Origin of the sequence: Providencia burhodogranariea DSM 19968 (assembly GCF_000314855.2) — a bacterium.
Classification (GTDB): Bacteria; Pseudomonadota; Gammaproteobacteria; order Enterobacterales; family Enterobacteriaceae; genus Providencia; species Providencia burhodogranariea.
In genome coordinates this window covers 117,728-132,104 of record NZ_KB233226.1, presented here as the reverse complement: position 1 = coordinate 132,104, position 14,377 = coordinate 117,728, and the positions used below count along the sequence as shown (strand labels likewise).

The 14,377-nt window shown below is 35.5% G+C and carries 16 protein-coding genes; 9 read left to right on the top strand and 7 right to left on the bottom strand.

From position 1 onward, the window contains the following. Positions 1–558 precede the first annotated feature (558 nt). The gene (locus tag OOA_RS18165) at positions 559–1,116 is read right to left on the bottom strand and encodes a tyrosine-type DNA invertase (RefSeq protein ID WP_008913632.1); all 558 of its coding nucleotides are present in this window, start codon (positions 1,114–1,116) and stop codon (positions 559–561) included. 669 nt (positions 1,117–1,785) lie between these two features. On the opposite strand from OOA_RS18165, the gene OOA_RS18160 reads away from it, so the two are divergent. Beyond that, positions 1,786–2,490 (top strand): lipopolysaccharide core heptose(II) kinase RfaY, encoded by a 705-nt coding sequence (locus OOA_RS18160; RefSeq protein ID WP_008913631.1) that lies wholly within the window; start codon positions 1,786–1,788, stop codon positions 2,488–2,490. Positions 2,491–2,571: 81 nt separating this feature from the next. Here the strand turns inward: OOA_RS18160 and thiM are convergent, their stop codons facing one another. Then, positions 2,572–3,348 (bottom strand): hydroxyethylthiazole kinase, encoded by a 777-nt coding sequence (gene thiM / locus OOA_RS18155; RefSeq protein ID WP_008913630.1) that lies wholly within the window; start codon positions 3,346–3,348, stop codon positions 2,572–2,574. A gap of 293 nt (positions 3,349–3,641) precedes the next feature. After that, entirely contained in the window at positions 3,642–4,844 is a 1,203-nt protein-coding gene (locus tag OOA_RS18150) for an ROK family protein (protein WP_008913629.1), read from the bottom strand. 188 nt (positions 4,845–5,032) lie between these two features. Here OOA_RS18150 and OOA_RS18145 point away from each other — a divergent pair, with 188 nt between their 5' ends. The 3 genes from OOA_RS18145 to OOA_RS18135 are packed head-to-tail and all read left to right on the top strand — an operon-like array spanning position 5,033 to position 8,070. After that, the gene (locus OOA_RS18145) at positions 5,033–5,851 is read left to right on the top strand and encodes a purine-nucleoside phosphorylase (RefSeq protein ID WP_008913628.1); all 819 of its coding nucleotides are present in this window, start codon (positions 5,033–5,035) and stop codon (positions 5,849–5,851) included. A gap of 51 nt (positions 5,852–5,902) precedes the next feature. Then, positions 5,903–6,820, top strand: a complete 918-nt coding sequence (locus OOA_RS18140; protein ID WP_008913627.1) for a DMT family transporter — start codon at positions 5,903–5,905, stop codon at positions 6,818–6,820. Then, positions 6,817–8,070 (top strand): nucleoside permease, encoded by a 1,254-nt coding sequence (locus tag OOA_RS18135; protein WP_008913626.1) that lies wholly within the window; start codon positions 6,817–6,819, stop codon positions 8,068–8,070. The genes OOA_RS18140 and OOA_RS18135 overlap by 4 nt, the downstream gene beginning before the upstream one ends. A 92-nt stretch (positions 8,071–8,162) precedes the next feature. Here the strand turns inward: OOA_RS18135 and OOA_RS18130 are convergent, their stop codons facing one another. Together OOA_RS18130 and OOA_RS18125 are read right to left on the bottom strand one after the other, a co-directional pair. Next, positions 8,163–8,606 carry a hypothetical protein gene (locus tag OOA_RS18130; protein ID WP_008913625.1) on the bottom strand — a complete coding sequence of 148 codons (444 nt, stop codon included), beginning with the start codon at positions 8,604–8,606 and terminating at the stop codon, positions 8,163–8,165. A gap of 36 nt (positions 8,607–8,642) precedes the next feature. Beyond that, positions 8,643–8,954: a glycosyltransferase family 32 protein gene (locus OOA_RS18125; protein ID WP_008913624.1), complete on the bottom strand. Its 312-nt coding sequence runs from the start codon at positions 8,952–8,954 to the stop codon at positions 8,643–8,645. A gap of 260 nt (positions 8,955–9,214) precedes the next feature. Here OOA_RS18125 and OOA_RS21030 point away from each other — a divergent pair, with 260 nt between their 5' ends. The 3 genes from OOA_RS21030 to OOA_RS21320 are packed head-to-tail and all read left to right on the top strand — an operon-like array spanning position 9,215 to position 10,217. After that, positions 9,215–9,343: a hypothetical protein gene (locus OOA_RS21030; RefSeq protein WP_008913623.1), complete on the top strand. Its 129-nt coding sequence runs from the start codon at positions 9,215–9,217 to the stop codon at positions 9,341–9,343. After that, on the top strand, positions 9,344–9,895 hold the full coding sequence (locus OOA_RS20370; RefSeq protein ID WP_083880307.1) for a glycosyltransferase: 552 nt from the start codon (positions 9,344–9,346) through the stop codon (positions 9,893–9,895). After that, positions 9,858–10,217, top strand: a complete 360-nt coding sequence (locus OOA_RS21320) for a glycosyltransferase (RefSeq protein WP_008913621.1) — start codon at positions 9,858–9,860, stop codon at positions 10,215–10,217. Before OOA_RS20370 ends, OOA_RS21320 begins: the two co-directional genes overlap by 38 nt. A gap of 33 nt (positions 10,218–10,250) precedes the next feature. Here OOA_RS21320 and OOA_RS18115 read toward each other — a convergent pair whose 3' ends face one another. Beyond that, positions 10,251–11,036 (bottom strand): glycosyltransferase family 25 protein, encoded by a 786-nt coding sequence (locus OOA_RS18115; protein WP_008913620.1) that lies wholly within the window; start codon positions 11,034–11,036, stop codon positions 10,251–10,253. Positions 11,037–11,786: 750 nt separating this feature from the next. Between OOA_RS18115 and OOA_RS18110 the strand changes: the two genes are divergently transcribed. Beyond that, positions 11,787–12,311 carry a Dps family protein gene (locus OOA_RS18110; RefSeq protein WP_008913619.1) on the top strand — a complete coding sequence of 175 codons (525 nt, stop codon included), beginning with the start codon at positions 11,787–11,789 and terminating at the stop codon, positions 12,309–12,311. Positions 12,312–12,607: 296 nt separating this feature from the next. Here the strand turns inward: OOA_RS18110 and OOA_RS18105 are convergent, their stop codons facing one another. After that, entirely contained in the window at positions 12,608–13,471 is an 864-nt protein-coding gene (locus OOA_RS18105) for a YicC/YloC family endoribonuclease (RefSeq protein WP_008913618.1), read from the bottom strand. A 123-nt stretch (positions 13,472–13,594) separates the two neighbouring features. On the opposite strand from OOA_RS18105, the gene rph reads away from it, so the two are divergent. Continuing rightward, complete coding sequence (gene rph / locus OOA_RS18100; protein WP_008913617.1) at positions 13,595–14,308, top strand: ribonuclease PH; 714 nt, start codon at positions 13,595–13,597, stop codon at positions 14,306–14,308. Positions 14,309–14,377: the final 69 nt, after the last annotated feature.

Genomic DNA, 14,377 nt, shown 5'->3' with positions numbered 1-14,377 from the left:
GATCATTTTCCCGTTTTTTATTTTTTCCTTTTAATTCAATCTGTTGAGTGGTTATTTTCTAAAAAAATACTATTTTTTACTTATATTTACGCATCAGCTTTTTTGGGTTATATTTTTATTTCTTAATTAGTTATATTTGCAATATAATTATCTTTACTATATTGGTTAGTTAAATGTTTATTTCGGAATTGATTCAAATGTCACTTTTATAATAGTCTAAAAACGATTTAATATTTTCAGTAAACTGGTGTAAATATAGTCAGAAAAAACTGATTTTACTTAAAATAAGCAATACACTTATTATGAGTAATTAATTTATGACATGCCATAAATGTAGAATATATAAAATTTATATCTAACAGATAAATAACATTATTTATTGAGTGGTTTTTAGGTCTGTGAAAGTTGAGCGTTTAATATTTTATTTTATAAATAGAGAGCGAAGAATATCTCTATTTTAGAAAATAAAATTGCTAAATAGATGAGTTATTCTTCGTGTTTAGTCTATATTCACTACTAATGGAGTTTTATTTAGTAACGTAATGATAATAAATTGAGTTACTGATCAGACCATATACCACTAAATCTTTTTTCATTACTTGCCGTATAAATTACTGTGTGGGCAATGTTCCGATGACCTAAATAATCTTGAATTAATCGTGTATCGCGCCCTAAATCTGCTAACGCATAACCACAAGCATGCCTAAGCATATGAGGATGCAATTTAATAGGAAGACCGGCAATTTTTCCATATTGTTCAAATAGACGGTATATCTGATAACGAGAAATCATACTTCCTTTTTGTGAAATAAATAACCAATCACAGTCAGACAGTTTCCATGATTCTCTATCAGATAACCAATTTTCTAGTGCGGCAAATTCTTCAGGAACAATCGGCTGTACCGTTGATAGCCCTCCTTTCAATCGTCGTATATAAATAACACGTTGCTCTAAATCAATATCGCCTATTGTAATATGAGCAAGCTCGCTTACTCTCAATCCGTGTAAAAAGCTCATGAGTAATATGCAGTAATCTCGTTTTGGATAACGCCCATGCTCTGTGGCTTTCAATAAAGCGTTAACTTCTGTACGTGTGATAAATTTACGTTTTTGCATTATATTATTTTTACCTAGTGATATGATGCTACATTTAAATAGTGCTAACCCATTAATTTATAGCAATAAAAATAGAGTTTCCTGACTTGTTACTATTACAGACGGTAAACCTTTTGCTTGAGCATGATTACCTTAAATAAAGGCTTTTACTTTGAACAAAAATTGCCATTGAAAGGTCAATAGCCTTTAGTAAAAAGAGGATCTCTAAAAAATAATTACATTGAAAGTCAATACGTTTACTTTATGGCTCGTAAAATTCAAATCTCGTGCAGTAGGAATATATCGTAAAATGAAGATTACGGAGACTATCTATTACATTTGAAAATAGAATAGGTGTGCTAACGATCCCTGAATTTCAGCGTTTAAAATATTATAAAAAGAAAATGTCTACATCCGAGCCCACTGATACAGGGTTTTGTCGTCGATGTATGTTTAGTATGCTATGAATTAATGAAATCTAATTTTGGCTCTTATATAGGGGTAACCTTGTCTATGGGAACTCAATGGTTTAAAAAGAAAAGATTTTAATTTTAACTGTTTTTGATCAAAGAGTGAGGAGAAATAGACCGATCCCACATCGATAGTAAATAATCTGCATCAATCGCTAAGTAATGCATATGGCTATTTGTTAGCATCGGTTGCAATAGAAGCTAACGGACTTAGTAAGTAATGAATAATATAATAACGACAAAGAAAAACGGGTATCGGGTATATCAAAAAGAGAGTGCTATCGATTATTGGCAGATCATTGATGATTATACTCAAGGGAAATTAGTCGGTAAAAATCTGAATAGTGGGAATATTGAGCGTAGCGTTGCTCGCATCAGCGTTGCTGGAAAAAGCTATATTATTAAATGTGAAAAAGAACGCGATAGCCGTTTTGAAAAACGGATTATGAGAATGCTATCTGGTCCCTACTTTTCACGTTTATTATATAGACTGGTACGTGCACAAAACCAAGGTTGCACTATCACCAATGATATCTACTTTGTGGCAGAAAAAATGCATTGTCGCGAATCCCTTGAAACATGGATTATTGCGGAATATGTTGAAGGTACCGTCCTTTCTGAAATCAGTGATATCACGCCTTATTACCCTGAAATAACTGCATTAGTTAATCAGTTACATTCATATGGGTTAGCATCAAATGATATTCATGCCGGTAATTTTGTCTTGACTAATGCAGGTATTAAAATCATTGATTTATCAGATTTTGGTAATCTCGCTATTTGCAAAGCGAATGATTTAATCGCGTTAAAGCGCTTCTATGGTATCAATCCCGAGAAGAAAAGCCTGACATACCGCTTTATTATGCTAAGAAATAATATTCGTCATTGGTCCCGGAAAATAAGAGGAAAGAAAACTCGCTTATAATCATACGATGTCGGTGACTATTATAATTCAAGCTGCATTGCTTATTGTCGCGATACATCTCGAATTATTTTAGTGCATTAATCAATTATTAGGCTGGGATAATGCATCAAGAAATTCAGGAATAAAGCTACCAGTGCCACGACATTTTTGTTTCGCAGTTTGACCCGCTTGTTTCATGATAGCGCAAGCTCCTGCGATATTCTTCAGTCTATCTCCGGGTAATGCACAACTCGCCGCAACAACCGCGGATAGCCCACAACCGGTACCGACAACACGTGTCATAATAAAATCACCACCGGATAGAGCAATCGTTCTTTCTCCATCGGTGACATAATCAATTTCACCACTAATGACAACAATGGTTTTGATTTGACGAGCTAAAGATTGTGCAGCAGGTAAAGCATCATTTGTGGTGTTTAACGAGTCTACACCACGTCCACCATGACTGACGCGTGCAAGAGCCATAATTTCAGATGCATTGCCACGAATAGCAGTAGGTTCCAGTGTTAGTAGTTCATGGCAAAAAGAAGTGCGGAAGGTCAGCGCGCCCACAGCGACAGGATCTAAAACCCAAGTTTTTCTTGCTGTTATCGCACTATGAACCGCTCGGCACATAGCTGATCGCTGCTCAGCTGTTAATGTGCCAACATTAATCAGTAACCCATCAGCAATAGCTGCAAATTGCTCAGCTTCTTCGGGGTCGATAACCATTGCGGGTGAACAGCCTAATGCTAACAAAATATTGGCAGTAAAAGTTTGTACAACATCATTGGTCATACAATGGATCAGCGGTGAATGTTTGATAAATTGGTTTCGTATTTGAGAAACCTCAATTCCAGTCATGGTTTCAAATTGCATTTTTTCACCTAGAGGCTGTTTATCTTTGAAGGTCAATGTTTATTCGAATTAAAAGCTATTTGAGTAAGGTGGGCGACTCGTGCCTAGTGGATTAGGTAAGATCCGCTCAATACAATGAGAAACTACTTTTAATCGAACCTGAAAGGCCTATTTCCTTTATGGCTAAGCTTGTGGTGGTTATCTTTTAATCGCTTAAATGCGTAATATGATTGAGTTGATAGTATTTCAATCATATTACCTTAAAAATAATCAGCCCTTAGCTACATGATAAAAATCACACCTGATATTCTATCTTAATCTGCAAGGTATTTTTCTAACACCATTCCACCTGCACCTTGAGCGACTATCTCATAAGAATCATTCGCAGGGAAAATCTGTGTTTTGATATTTGGGAATGTCGACATTTTTTCTTCTATCGACCTTTTTGTCATCTCAAAAAAATGATTTTTTGGCGTTAATGTTCCACCGCAGACAACGACATCAGGTTGCAAGGTTAATATAGTATTGGCTATCGCAATACCATAATAATATGCAGCTTCCTCTAAAGCTTCTAAACATAATTTATCATCAACAGCGAGCGCTTGAAAAATAGTGTGGTAATTAATTTCTGATTCAGATTTCACCAATTCATTAATGATAGATGATTTACCTAAGCGAATTTGCTGAATAACACGAGATTTAATCGCGGACAGCGAGCTGTACTGTTTTAAACAACCGAATGAACCACACTCACAACGCTGGCCATTAATATCAATAGTTATGTGACCAAAAGCTTGTGCCGTGCTGATTGGTGCGGGAGCAAATGTATTATTAATAATAGTGCAACTACGGATATCGGTATCACAGGTGGTAAATAAAAAGCGCTGACTTTCTGAATTATATCTCAGTCGATATTCAGCGAGGGCAGCAAAAGTAATACCGCTGCCTAATGTAATAAAACAAGGAATTTTATTATTAATATATTTAAAAAGCCCTGTAATTCTTGAGTTATATTCACTGAAAGCAATTTTATCTCGCTCTAAAATATGGTCAATGGCAATACCAATCCCAAGAATTTTTTCTGTGGTTAGTTGATGATCCGATAATAGCTGCTCAATTTTTATTAAGAGGTAATCGAGCATATCTTCTGCTGTTTCCAAATACTCATTTTTAATTTTTATCATACCTAAAATATCTAACTTTAGGTTAAGCAATAGAATAGTGGAATAGAGATCACTCATCTCAATGCCAACAACATAGCCATCGTCAGAATTGATGCTATACAGGATCGGTTTTCGTCCACCGGTTGATTCTCCAAGCTCAGAGGTTGAAATAAGTTGGTTCTTACTTAATTCATCGAGCAACCTTGCACATGTTGCAGGTTTCATGCTTGCCAGTGATGCTAATGCTTCTGCTCTGACTGGCCCATGATTAAGGATTAGTCTATAGAGCATCTTGAGTTTTCGAGTTTTCGAATTTTTCGAGGTACGAAATTCATTCAATAATGTAAGTAACAAGCCATCACCTTTTTCTTATATAAGACATGTTGTGCCAGAGATTAGCAGATTTACGCAGAAAGCTCTGCTGATTGCTGAATATCATACCGAGAAACTTTTTCTTAAAATGAGATTAAGATCGCTGTTCGGTTTTAAAATTGCTTTATCATCTTCTCATTATCTTTTTTGATACTATTTCGGAGATTTCCATGCATAACACAAACGATATTTTAGAAAGCCTGCGTTTTATCGAATCACGTACAGACATGAAACCGACGGTTGGTATCATTTTAGGTTCAGGTTTAGGCCCATTCGCCGACACATTAGAAAATGCAATTCACATCCCTTATAGCGACATTCCTCATTTTGCAAAATCTGAAGCTGTTGGTCATGCAAATGAATTAGTTATCGGTACTATTGCGGGTAAAACAGTAGTGGCAATGAAAGGCCGCTTCCACTATTACGAAGGCTATACTCTCGATCAAGTCACTTTCCCTGTACGCCTCATGAAAGCACTTGGTGTAGAAAAGTTGATTATCACTAACGCATGTGGCGCGGTAAATACCGACTTCAATCCCGGTGACCTGATGATCATTACTGACCATATTAACTTAACAGCGAATAACCCTCTGATGGGACCAAATAACCCAGAATTAGGCGTTCGTTTCTTAGATGTGAGTGAAGTTTATAATAAAGAATTACGCCAAACGATCCAAGATGTTGCTAAAGAGCAAGGCGTTGCCGTACGTCAAGGTGTTTATGCATGGTGGACTGGGCCAACATACGAAACACCAGCTGAAATTCGTATGATAAGAACACTTGGGGCTGATGCTGTAGGTATGTCTACGGTACCTGAAGCGTTAATTGCTCATCATTCTCAAATCAAAACAGTAGGCATTTCCTGCCTGACTAATATGGCTTGCGGTATTTTAGAGCAACCATTAAGCCATGATGAAGTGATTGAAACAGCTGAAAAAGTGAAAGCAACGTTTTTGAAATTAGTGACAGGCGTAATTGCTCGCTTCTAACTTTTTCTCGAAATAATATAAAGAGTGCCATAGAAGTGGGTGGGTATTGAAATGAAATTAAAAGGTTTGATTTTAGTTTCGCTAGGCGCTTGCAGCTATGGCATTTTATCAACATTGGTTGTATTAGCTTATCAGGCTGGATTTTCCTTAAATGATGTCATAGGAAGCCAAACGGTATTAGGCGCTATTTTTCTCTGGTTATTTGTTGTGTTAGGTGCTGCAATCAGAAAAAAATCCCTTAGCTGGCCGACATGTAAACAATCAATGTTGATGTTATTGACGGGAACAACAACGGGTCTAACGGGGTTATTGTATTACGCATCACTACAATATTTATCGCCAGCTTTAGGTGTTGTGCTGTTTTTACAATTTACGTGGATCGGTGTGGCGATTAATGCCGTTGTAACTCGCAAAATTCCTGCGCCAATGACGATAATCTCGATATTATTTATTTTATCAGGAACCTTATTGGCGACGGGATTATTAAATAATTCGAGTATTCAATTTCACTGGCTCGGAATTGTGTTAGGGCTATGCGCGGCGCTTTCTAACGCAATACGTGTGTATGTTAGTGGTGCACTTGCTGTTAAAACTAACCCAATGATGCGTTCAGCAATTATGGTTACAGGTGGCGCAATTCTGACATCAATTGTTGTACCACCAACATTTTTACTGAATGTTGCAACGTTTAATTCACTGTTTTTCTCTTACGGATTACCTCTGGCCTTTTTTGGTTCTTTCTTTGGTATGTGGATGTTTGCTAAAGGCACTCCGCTTATCGGCACCAGTTTGGCGACAATATTAAGTTCAATGCAACTACCGGTAACTATTTTACTCTCCGTTACCGTATTACATCTACCTCTTGAATTCATTCAGTTTGTTGGCGTCGTTATCATTTTATTTGGTGTTGCTATCGCTGAATTGAAAATAAAAACAATTAAATGTAACTCCAAACGGAGCTTTGTATGAATATTAAAACTCGCTTAAAAGTCATGTTGTTCTTGCAATATTTTGTCTGGGGAAGTTGGTTAATTACACTCGGCGCTTATATGATGAAAACGTTGAGTTTCTCCGGTGCAGAAGTTGGAATGGTTTATAGCGCAAAAGGGATTGCAGCTGTTTTAATGCCTGGAATAATCGGAATTATTGCAGATAAATACATTCCGGCTAACCGACTCTATACGCTCTGCCATGTTGTTTGTGCCGCATCATTATTTTATGCAGCAACAGTTACAGATTCGACTTTAATGTTTTGGATAATGCTAATAAATGCGATGGCTTTTATGCCAACTATTGCATTATCGAACTCAATTAGTTACTCCTCATTGAGCCAATATCAATTGGATTCCGTTGCTAACTTCCCACCTATTCGTGTATTTGGTACTGTTGGCTTTATTATCGCCATGTGGAGCATTAGCTTATTAAAATTTGAATTAAGCAGTATGCAGCTTTATATCGCAGGTAGCTGTTCATTAGTGCTTGCCGTGTATTCCCTGACACTACCGCATATCGCCGTCAATAAGAAATCATTGTCGACGAGTTGGGTAAGCAAATTAGGGCTCGATGCATTAGTGTTATTCAAAAAACCAATCATGGCAGTCTTCTTTTTATTTGCGATGTTATTAGGCGCAGTTTTACAAATTACTAATACTTTTGGTAGCCCATTCTTACATGACTTTGCTCGTGACCCTTTGTATCACGATAGCTTAATTGTTCAGTATCCATCTATTTTGTTATCTATCTCACAGATGGCTGAAGTCTGCTTTATTCTAGCAATTCCATTTTTCTTAAAACGTTATGGTATTAAAACTGTGATGTTGCTGAGTATGTTAGCTTGGACATTAAGATTTGGATTCTTTGCTTTTGGTGATCCATCTACAATTGGTTTGATGTTCCTTATCCTATCAATGATTGTGTATGGTTGTGCTTTTGACTTCTTCAATATATCGGGTTCCATCTTTATCGAAAAAGAAGTTGATCATCGCATGAGAGCAAGTGCTCAAGGGTTATTCATGACAATGGTTAACGGTATCGGTGCTTATTTTGGTGCCATATTAAGCGGAATTGTCGTTGATTACTTTAGTGTAGATGGTGTAAAAGATTGGCAAACAATTTGGTTAGTCTTTGCCTCTTATACAATTATTCTCGCCGTTATTTTCTATTTTACTTTCCATTATCATCACGATAGGGAAGGCGAATTAAAAGCGACAAAAGTATAAAATCACCACAATAAGTTAGTACCTGCTCTTTGCTTCAATGCGAGCAGGTACATTCAATGGTTAGTACTCGCTTTATGTTTACTACAATAAAGCTATTTTATTTTTATTATTAAAGAATAAGATACAACTTTTGAAAAATTAATAGTGAATAGTATCTTTTCATTATTAGCTAGCGGTAAATCACCTTTATCTCTATTCTTTTTAAACTTAGCAATAATAAATTTATTACATAAATTTAGCTTGTTTTTTCTTTTATGAGATGGTAACCAAGAGCCACTAAAGTGGTGAATCGAATAATTTATTTTTTCATACTCAGGGCTACAAAAGTAATATGAGGGATAGATAATTGCATTATCGGTTAAATTTGATTGTAGCGAACCGTCATATGGAGGGTTTAAGTTAAATTTTCTAGAGAAAAAACGACTAATTTTAAATGTATTAGGCTCTAGATTTAGCTGGCCATCGACTTCAAATTTGATCTTATCATAACCAGAAAGTAAACCTTTAATAATGTTAGATTCTTTTGATGAAGCCATGGTTGCTGTTATCGGGAAGTACTTTCCGTCGTATAATTAATATCCACTAAAAAAATCTAATGCTAAAAAGTCATCAAAGTTTTTAGTAACTTCGACATCTGTATCAAGATAAATTCCTCCATGTTTATACAGGGCATAAAGTCTTATATAATCAGATACAAAAGCCCACTTCTTGTTTTCATAGGCTTCATGTGCATAAGCATTATCTATAATTTTAAGGCACTCGTTACCCCATTCCATGATTTCATAATCAGGAAGGTATTTTTTCCATGTTGCGATGCAATCTAAAACAAATTGAGGTTTTTGATTATCTCCAACCCAGATATAGTGAATTATTTTAGGTATCAAAATCTCTTCCTATCATTTTATTAATATATAGATTGATTATAAATAGTTTAGTAATAAAAATTTATATTTTTTATAGTATAAAAAATTCTGTGATGCATAGTGCTACTTTAATAATACATCAATTTAGCTAAAATCGATTTTTTACTCCTGTTTTCTTCTTTTCTCTTTTTCACTGATTTGCTAGTATCTATCAAAACGGTTTATGGTATATAGTAGACTCACACAAGAAAGGGCATCCCTTGTTATATGTAGGATAAGATATGGCTGATTTTAAAAACGTGATTGAACAAGTGATACCATTGTTAGATGATTGCTGTGAGTATTCTAATGATATGTTTAATATTACCTATGGCGTAGATGAGAATTTTCTTTATGGCACTGGGATTTAAATAGCATCTATCCTATTGAATAATAATGATATTAAATTACATTTTCATATATTTACTGATATCTTTAATCAAGAGCAAGAAAAATTATTTTCTATGCTGTCGAAGCAATACAAGACACCTATCACGATTTACTTACTAAATACTGATATCCTCCAAAAACTACCCACTAATAAATTATGGTCTAATGCGATGTACTTTAGATTGATAATTTCTGATTATTTTTTTGAAAAATTGGATAAATTTCTTTATTTAGATGATGATATAATTTGTCAATCTAACTTATCTGAACTACAGCAAATGACGATTGATAATCATATAGCAATTGTTGTTACTGATCGTGATGAAGCACTATGGAAAAAGAGAGCAGAGGAATTAAAAACACCAGAAATAAAAAAAGGATATTTTAATTCAGGTGTTATGCTCATTAATGTGAATATGTGGCGAGAAGAGAATGTAACTAAGAAAACGCTAGATTTATTATCAAGTGAAGACCCTAAAAATATATTTTCATATTATGCATCAAGATGCATTAAATATTACTCTTTCAGGTAAAGTGAAAATTTTTGATAAAAGATACAATTCTCAGTTTAGTATTAACTATGAATTAAAGAAAGATAACAAACCAACAATTAATAATAATGCTATCTTAATTCACTATATTGGTCCGACAAAACCATGGCATAGCTGGGGTGAGTACAAGAGTACAGAAGCATTCATACATGCGAAAAATAATTCACCGTGGGTAAATCTACCTTTTTTATTACCGAAAACATCAATGCAATATCGTTATGCTGCAAAAAATATGTTTAATAATCACTATAAATGCAAGGGTGTAAAAGATTTGTTTTTGTATTTTTTGAGTAAAATTCGTTAGTTTTTAATATATGTAGGGATATCCCTACATATATTAAAACTTTAATGACCGTAAAAGTCTTCTTGTTTGTAATAGTAAGTAATCTATTTTAGTTTCAATGTTGCCTTTTTTTCTTCTAGGCGATTTTTTTAGCCTATTAGAAATTTCAATTCTATCTTTTTCAAGATTACTATTTTCAATAGATACAATTGGATGTTTAACAATCTCAGTTAAAAAATACTCATTTACAATTTTAAATTTATGAAATAATCCCCATGCGTCAGCAACATAAAAGTATTCATCAAAGAGGTCAATTAATTTTTTGCACTCATCGCGATGAATTAAATAACAGCAAGCACGGGATATTTTATTCGGAGTATAAGTTACTTTTCTAAAGATAATATTATTAATATTTATTGTATTAATAAGGCTTAACGATATGCGATTTCTTGAGATTAAACCTTCTTGTCCACCTAGTAAGTAAATATTTTTTTTTCTTAATAATGACGTTTTTTCACTTTCTAATTGTTCAATTAGGCCGGATAATTGTTCATCAATGATAGCATCATCTTCAAGAATAAGTGCCCACTCGGTATCACTGTTAATGATTTTCTTGTATATCGATTGATGGCTTAAGCTACAAGCCACCTCATTAGCACTAACAAGTCCACTATATTGATAGTTCAGGGATTCTAGGTAATCAGGTTGCAGATTTTTTCCTTCGATAGCATCGATTACAGTCCAAGATAAATTTTGTGCTGATAACGCATTGGTAATGTTGTTTCTACGCTCAATATCTTTTTTTAATGAAACTATAAAAATAGGGACGGTGCTTTTCATCTCAAATCCAGTGTTTTCATATTACTCTCTTCGATTATAAAGAAAAAACAATACTGTGTCTGCTTTATTAAATCAATTTTCACAGTTATATAATTGTTTTTTTTGAGTTTATCTAACACAAGTTATCATGGTAGTTGTTCTGGAAACATAGCGTACACCGTATAGTTGTTATTCTTATGCTAATTCAATTAGCAATTTGTATGTGTTTTTTAATACACAACATAAAAAACACTCTCCCTCTATGAATGTCATTGTTTTAATTAAGGGTTTTTCATGGGGCATGAAGTTGAGATTTTTTATAAGTAGTTATATGTACGTAATTCTTTTCTGTAAATCGTTTTGGCTAACATTATTATTCTTAATTAAACTTATTTTTCAAGCTCGTAAATTTAAGTTTATTAGCTTTTAATTTAGTGAATGATCATATTAATGATTGATTGTTCATGCTGCAATATTAGGGGTATTTTTGTAATTATATTTCTAAAAAAGATAAATTATTAATCTAGCCTACATGTAGATTGTGTTAAAAAATAAATAATTGTTCTAAGTCAATAAATCGATGTTTTTATCTCAAATCTCCTATAAAAAGCGCATAATTAAACATGACAGTAACAATGAATTGTTAATCATCAGTGGTTACATGTTTTTATTGTCGTGTTCTGTTCAATCGATAGAGATTGTCTATACTGAATATTCGCTAGGTAGACTATTGCCATCACAAAGTAGCCTGAACATATTTAGGAGTGAATAATGAGCAAAGCTAAAGAACTACAAATTCGTCCCCTCAAAACCCCAACCGATTTAACACCGGAAGCAACCAAAGATATCAGCGGAGCAATGAATGCGATATTGGCGGATATTTTTGCTATTTATCTGAAAACAAAAAACTTCCATTGGCACATGAGTGGACCTCATTTCCGCGACTATCATTTATTACTGGATGAGCATGGCGATCAACTTTATGCCATGACTGACCCTATTGCTGAACGGGTTCGTAAAATTGGTGGTGTGACTCTCCATTCCATCAGCCAAATATCTAAAATGCAAAGAATCAAAGATAATAATGAGGAGTATGTTGAGCCGTTAGATATGCTCGCAGAACTCTGTGAAGACAACAAACAGCTAGCTGCTGAGTTCCGTGAGGCACATGAAGTTTGTGCTAATTATGGTGATTTCTCTACCACTAGCCTTATTGAAAATTGGATTGATGAAACTGAACGCCGTGTTTGGTTTTTATTCGAAGCTTGCCGCGAAGCTAAAACATCGGGTCATTAGTTTTAATCTTTTCGTCAAAAGCCTCCCATCTATCTGGGGGGCAATATCTTTATATTGAAAAACACTTCTCCGAAAAAAAGATTAAAAATGTTTTTTGGTGTGTTGTTATTTCTCGTTTTCTCATTCTAAATTATAGCCTGACTGCCGCTAAATCTCATCTACGGTGATAGTGTTCAAAATACTTTCATGTATATCAAGCATTTGTTATTTCACGCAGGTCACTATAACCACAAAGAAGCCAGTGAATACGATGTATCCGCTGGCTTAAATTATGTATTTTAAAATGCTAAGAAAGCTTATTCGATGTTTTGAATCTGTTCGCGCATTTGTTCAATCAAGACTTTCAGCTCTACAGCCGAATTAGTGACATCACTGTTTATTGATTTTGATGCTAACGTGTTTGACTCACGGTTAAACTCTTGCATCATAAAGTCTAGACGACGGCCATTGGCCTCTTTTTTCTTGAGAATATTACGCGTTTCTTTGACATGAGCTTCAAGTCTATCGAGCTCTTCGGTAACATCAACACGTTGAGCTAATAGAATAAGTTCCTGCTCCAAGCGGTTACTATCAACTTGAATGTCTGCGTCATCTAACTTAGTTTGTAGACGATCACGTTGCCATTGTAAAATTTCAGGCATATGTTGGCGAACCTTGGCAACCTCGACAAGAACACCATCAAGACGCTGTTCGATGAGAGCATGTAAGGCTGCACCTTCAGTTTCACGACTTTCAATAAATGCATCTAATGTTTTATCAAGCCCAGCTAATAGTTGCTCACTAATAGCATCTAAGTCTTGCTCGCCAGCAGACATCACACCAGGCCAACGCAAAATTTCTAATGGGTTAATCTCACCTTCGTGACTGTAATTTTTGACCCAATTTGCTGCGCTGATAATCTGGCGAGCCAAATCTTCGTTAAGGATCAGCTCACTACGATTAGCACCATCCAGCTCAAAACGGAGGTTACACTCAACTTTTCCCCGAGTCAGGCGTGCACGAATACGTTCACGGATCACAGGTTCAAGGCTTCTGAATTGTTCAGGCAGACGGATATAAGTTTCTAGATAGCGCTGGTTAACGGAACGCAGCTCCCAGGCCGCACTCCCCCATTCGCCCTTGATATCATTGCGGGCAAAAGCGGTCATACTACGGATCATAATTCGTTCCTATAAAAAATGATTATTATAGGATTATAGCGCTATGAATGATGTCAAGATAGGCATTATCGGTTTAAGGACGTATAATGCGCGACAAATTAAGCAGAAAACGGAGATAACACCATGCGTCCAGCAGACAGAATGGCAGACCAAATGCGCCCGATTAAAATTACTCGTAACTACACTAAGCATGCGGAAGGATCTGTTCTTATTGAGTTTGGCGACACTAAGGTGTTATGTAATGCAACTATAGAAGAAGGCGTACCTCGTTTTCTGAAAGGCCAAGGCCAGGGTTGGATAACGGCTGAATATGGCATGCTACCTCGTGCAACTAATTCACGTAATCAACGTGAAGCAGCTAGAGGAAAGCAAACTGGCCGAACAATGGAAATTCAACGTTTGATTGCTCGGTCATTACGGGCAGCAGTTGATCTGAAAAAGTTGGGTGAGCACACTATTACGCTAGACTGTGACGTGATTCAAGCTGATGGCGGCACACGCACCGCAGCAATTTCGGGTGCTTGTGTTGCACTAGTAGATGCTCTCAACAAAATGGTTGAGCAAGGTAAATTGGCAGCAAGTCCATTAAAATCTATGGTAGCTGCGGTTTCTGTGGGTATCGTTAACCAAGAAGCATTATGCGATCTTGAATACGTTGAAGATTCTGCTGCAGAAACAGATATGAATGTTGTCATGATGGAGGATGGGCGGATGATTGAGGTGCAAGGCACCGCTGAAGGTGAACCGTTCAGTCATGAAGAACTTCTCGACTTATTGGCACTAGCGAAAACGGGGATAACATCCATTTTCGAAGCTCAACGAGAAGCGTTGAAGTAAAATTATTTTTTAAAGGCGGCTGAAATAGCCGCCTTTTTTATATCTTGTGTTTTTTGCCAGTAACAAGAT

Bases quoted from the DNA above. Each gene is read 5' to 3' on its own strand.
- OOA_RS18165 (WP_008913632.1), bottom strand. From the start codon at position 1,116: ATGCAAAAACGTAAATTTATCACACGTACAGAAGTTAACGCTTTATTG.
- OOA_RS18160 (WP_008913631.1), top strand. From the start codon at position 1,786: ATGAATAATATAATAACGACAAAGAAAAACGGGTATCGGGTATATCAA.
- thiM (WP_008913630.1), bottom strand. From the start codon at position 3,348: ATGCAATTTGAAACCATGACTGGAATTGAGGTTTCTCAAATACGAAAC.
- OOA_RS18145 (WP_008913628.1), top strand. From the start codon at position 5,033: ATGCATAACACAAACGATATTTTAGAAAGCCTGCGTTTTATCGAATCA.
- OOA_RS18140 (WP_008913627.1), top strand. From the start codon at position 5,903: ATGAAATTAAAAGGTTTGATTTTAGTTTCGCTAGGCGCTTGCAGCTAT.
- OOA_RS18135 (WP_008913626.1), top strand. From the start codon at position 6,817: ATGAATATTAAAACTCGCTTAAAAGTCATGTTGTTCTTGCAATATTTT.
- OOA_RS18130 (WP_008913625.1), bottom strand. From the start codon at position 8,606: ATGGCTTCATCAAAAGAATCTAACATTATTAAAGGTTTACTTTCTGGT.
- OOA_RS21030 (WP_008913623.1), top strand. From the start codon at position 9,215: ATGGCTGATTTTAAAAACGTGATTGAACAAGTGATACCATTGTTAGAT.
- OOA_RS21320 (WP_008913621.1), top strand. From the start codon at position 9,858: ATGCATCAAGATGCATTAAATATTACTCTTTCAGGTAAAGTGAAAATT.
- OOA_RS18115 (WP_008913620.1), bottom strand. From the start codon at position 11,036: ATGAAAAGCACCGTCCCTATTTTTATAGTTTCATTAAAAAAAGATATT.
- OOA_RS18110 (WP_008913619.1), top strand. From the start codon at position 11,787: ATGAGCAAAGCTAAAGAACTACAAATTCGTCCCCTCAAAACCCCAACC.
- OOA_RS18105 (WP_008913618.1), bottom strand. From the start codon at position 13,471: ATGATCCGTAGTATGACCGCTTTTGCCCGCAATGATATCAAGGGCGAA.
- rph (WP_008913617.1), top strand. From the start codon at position 13,595: ATGCGTCCAGCAGACAGAATGGCAGACCAAATGCGCCCGATTAAAATT.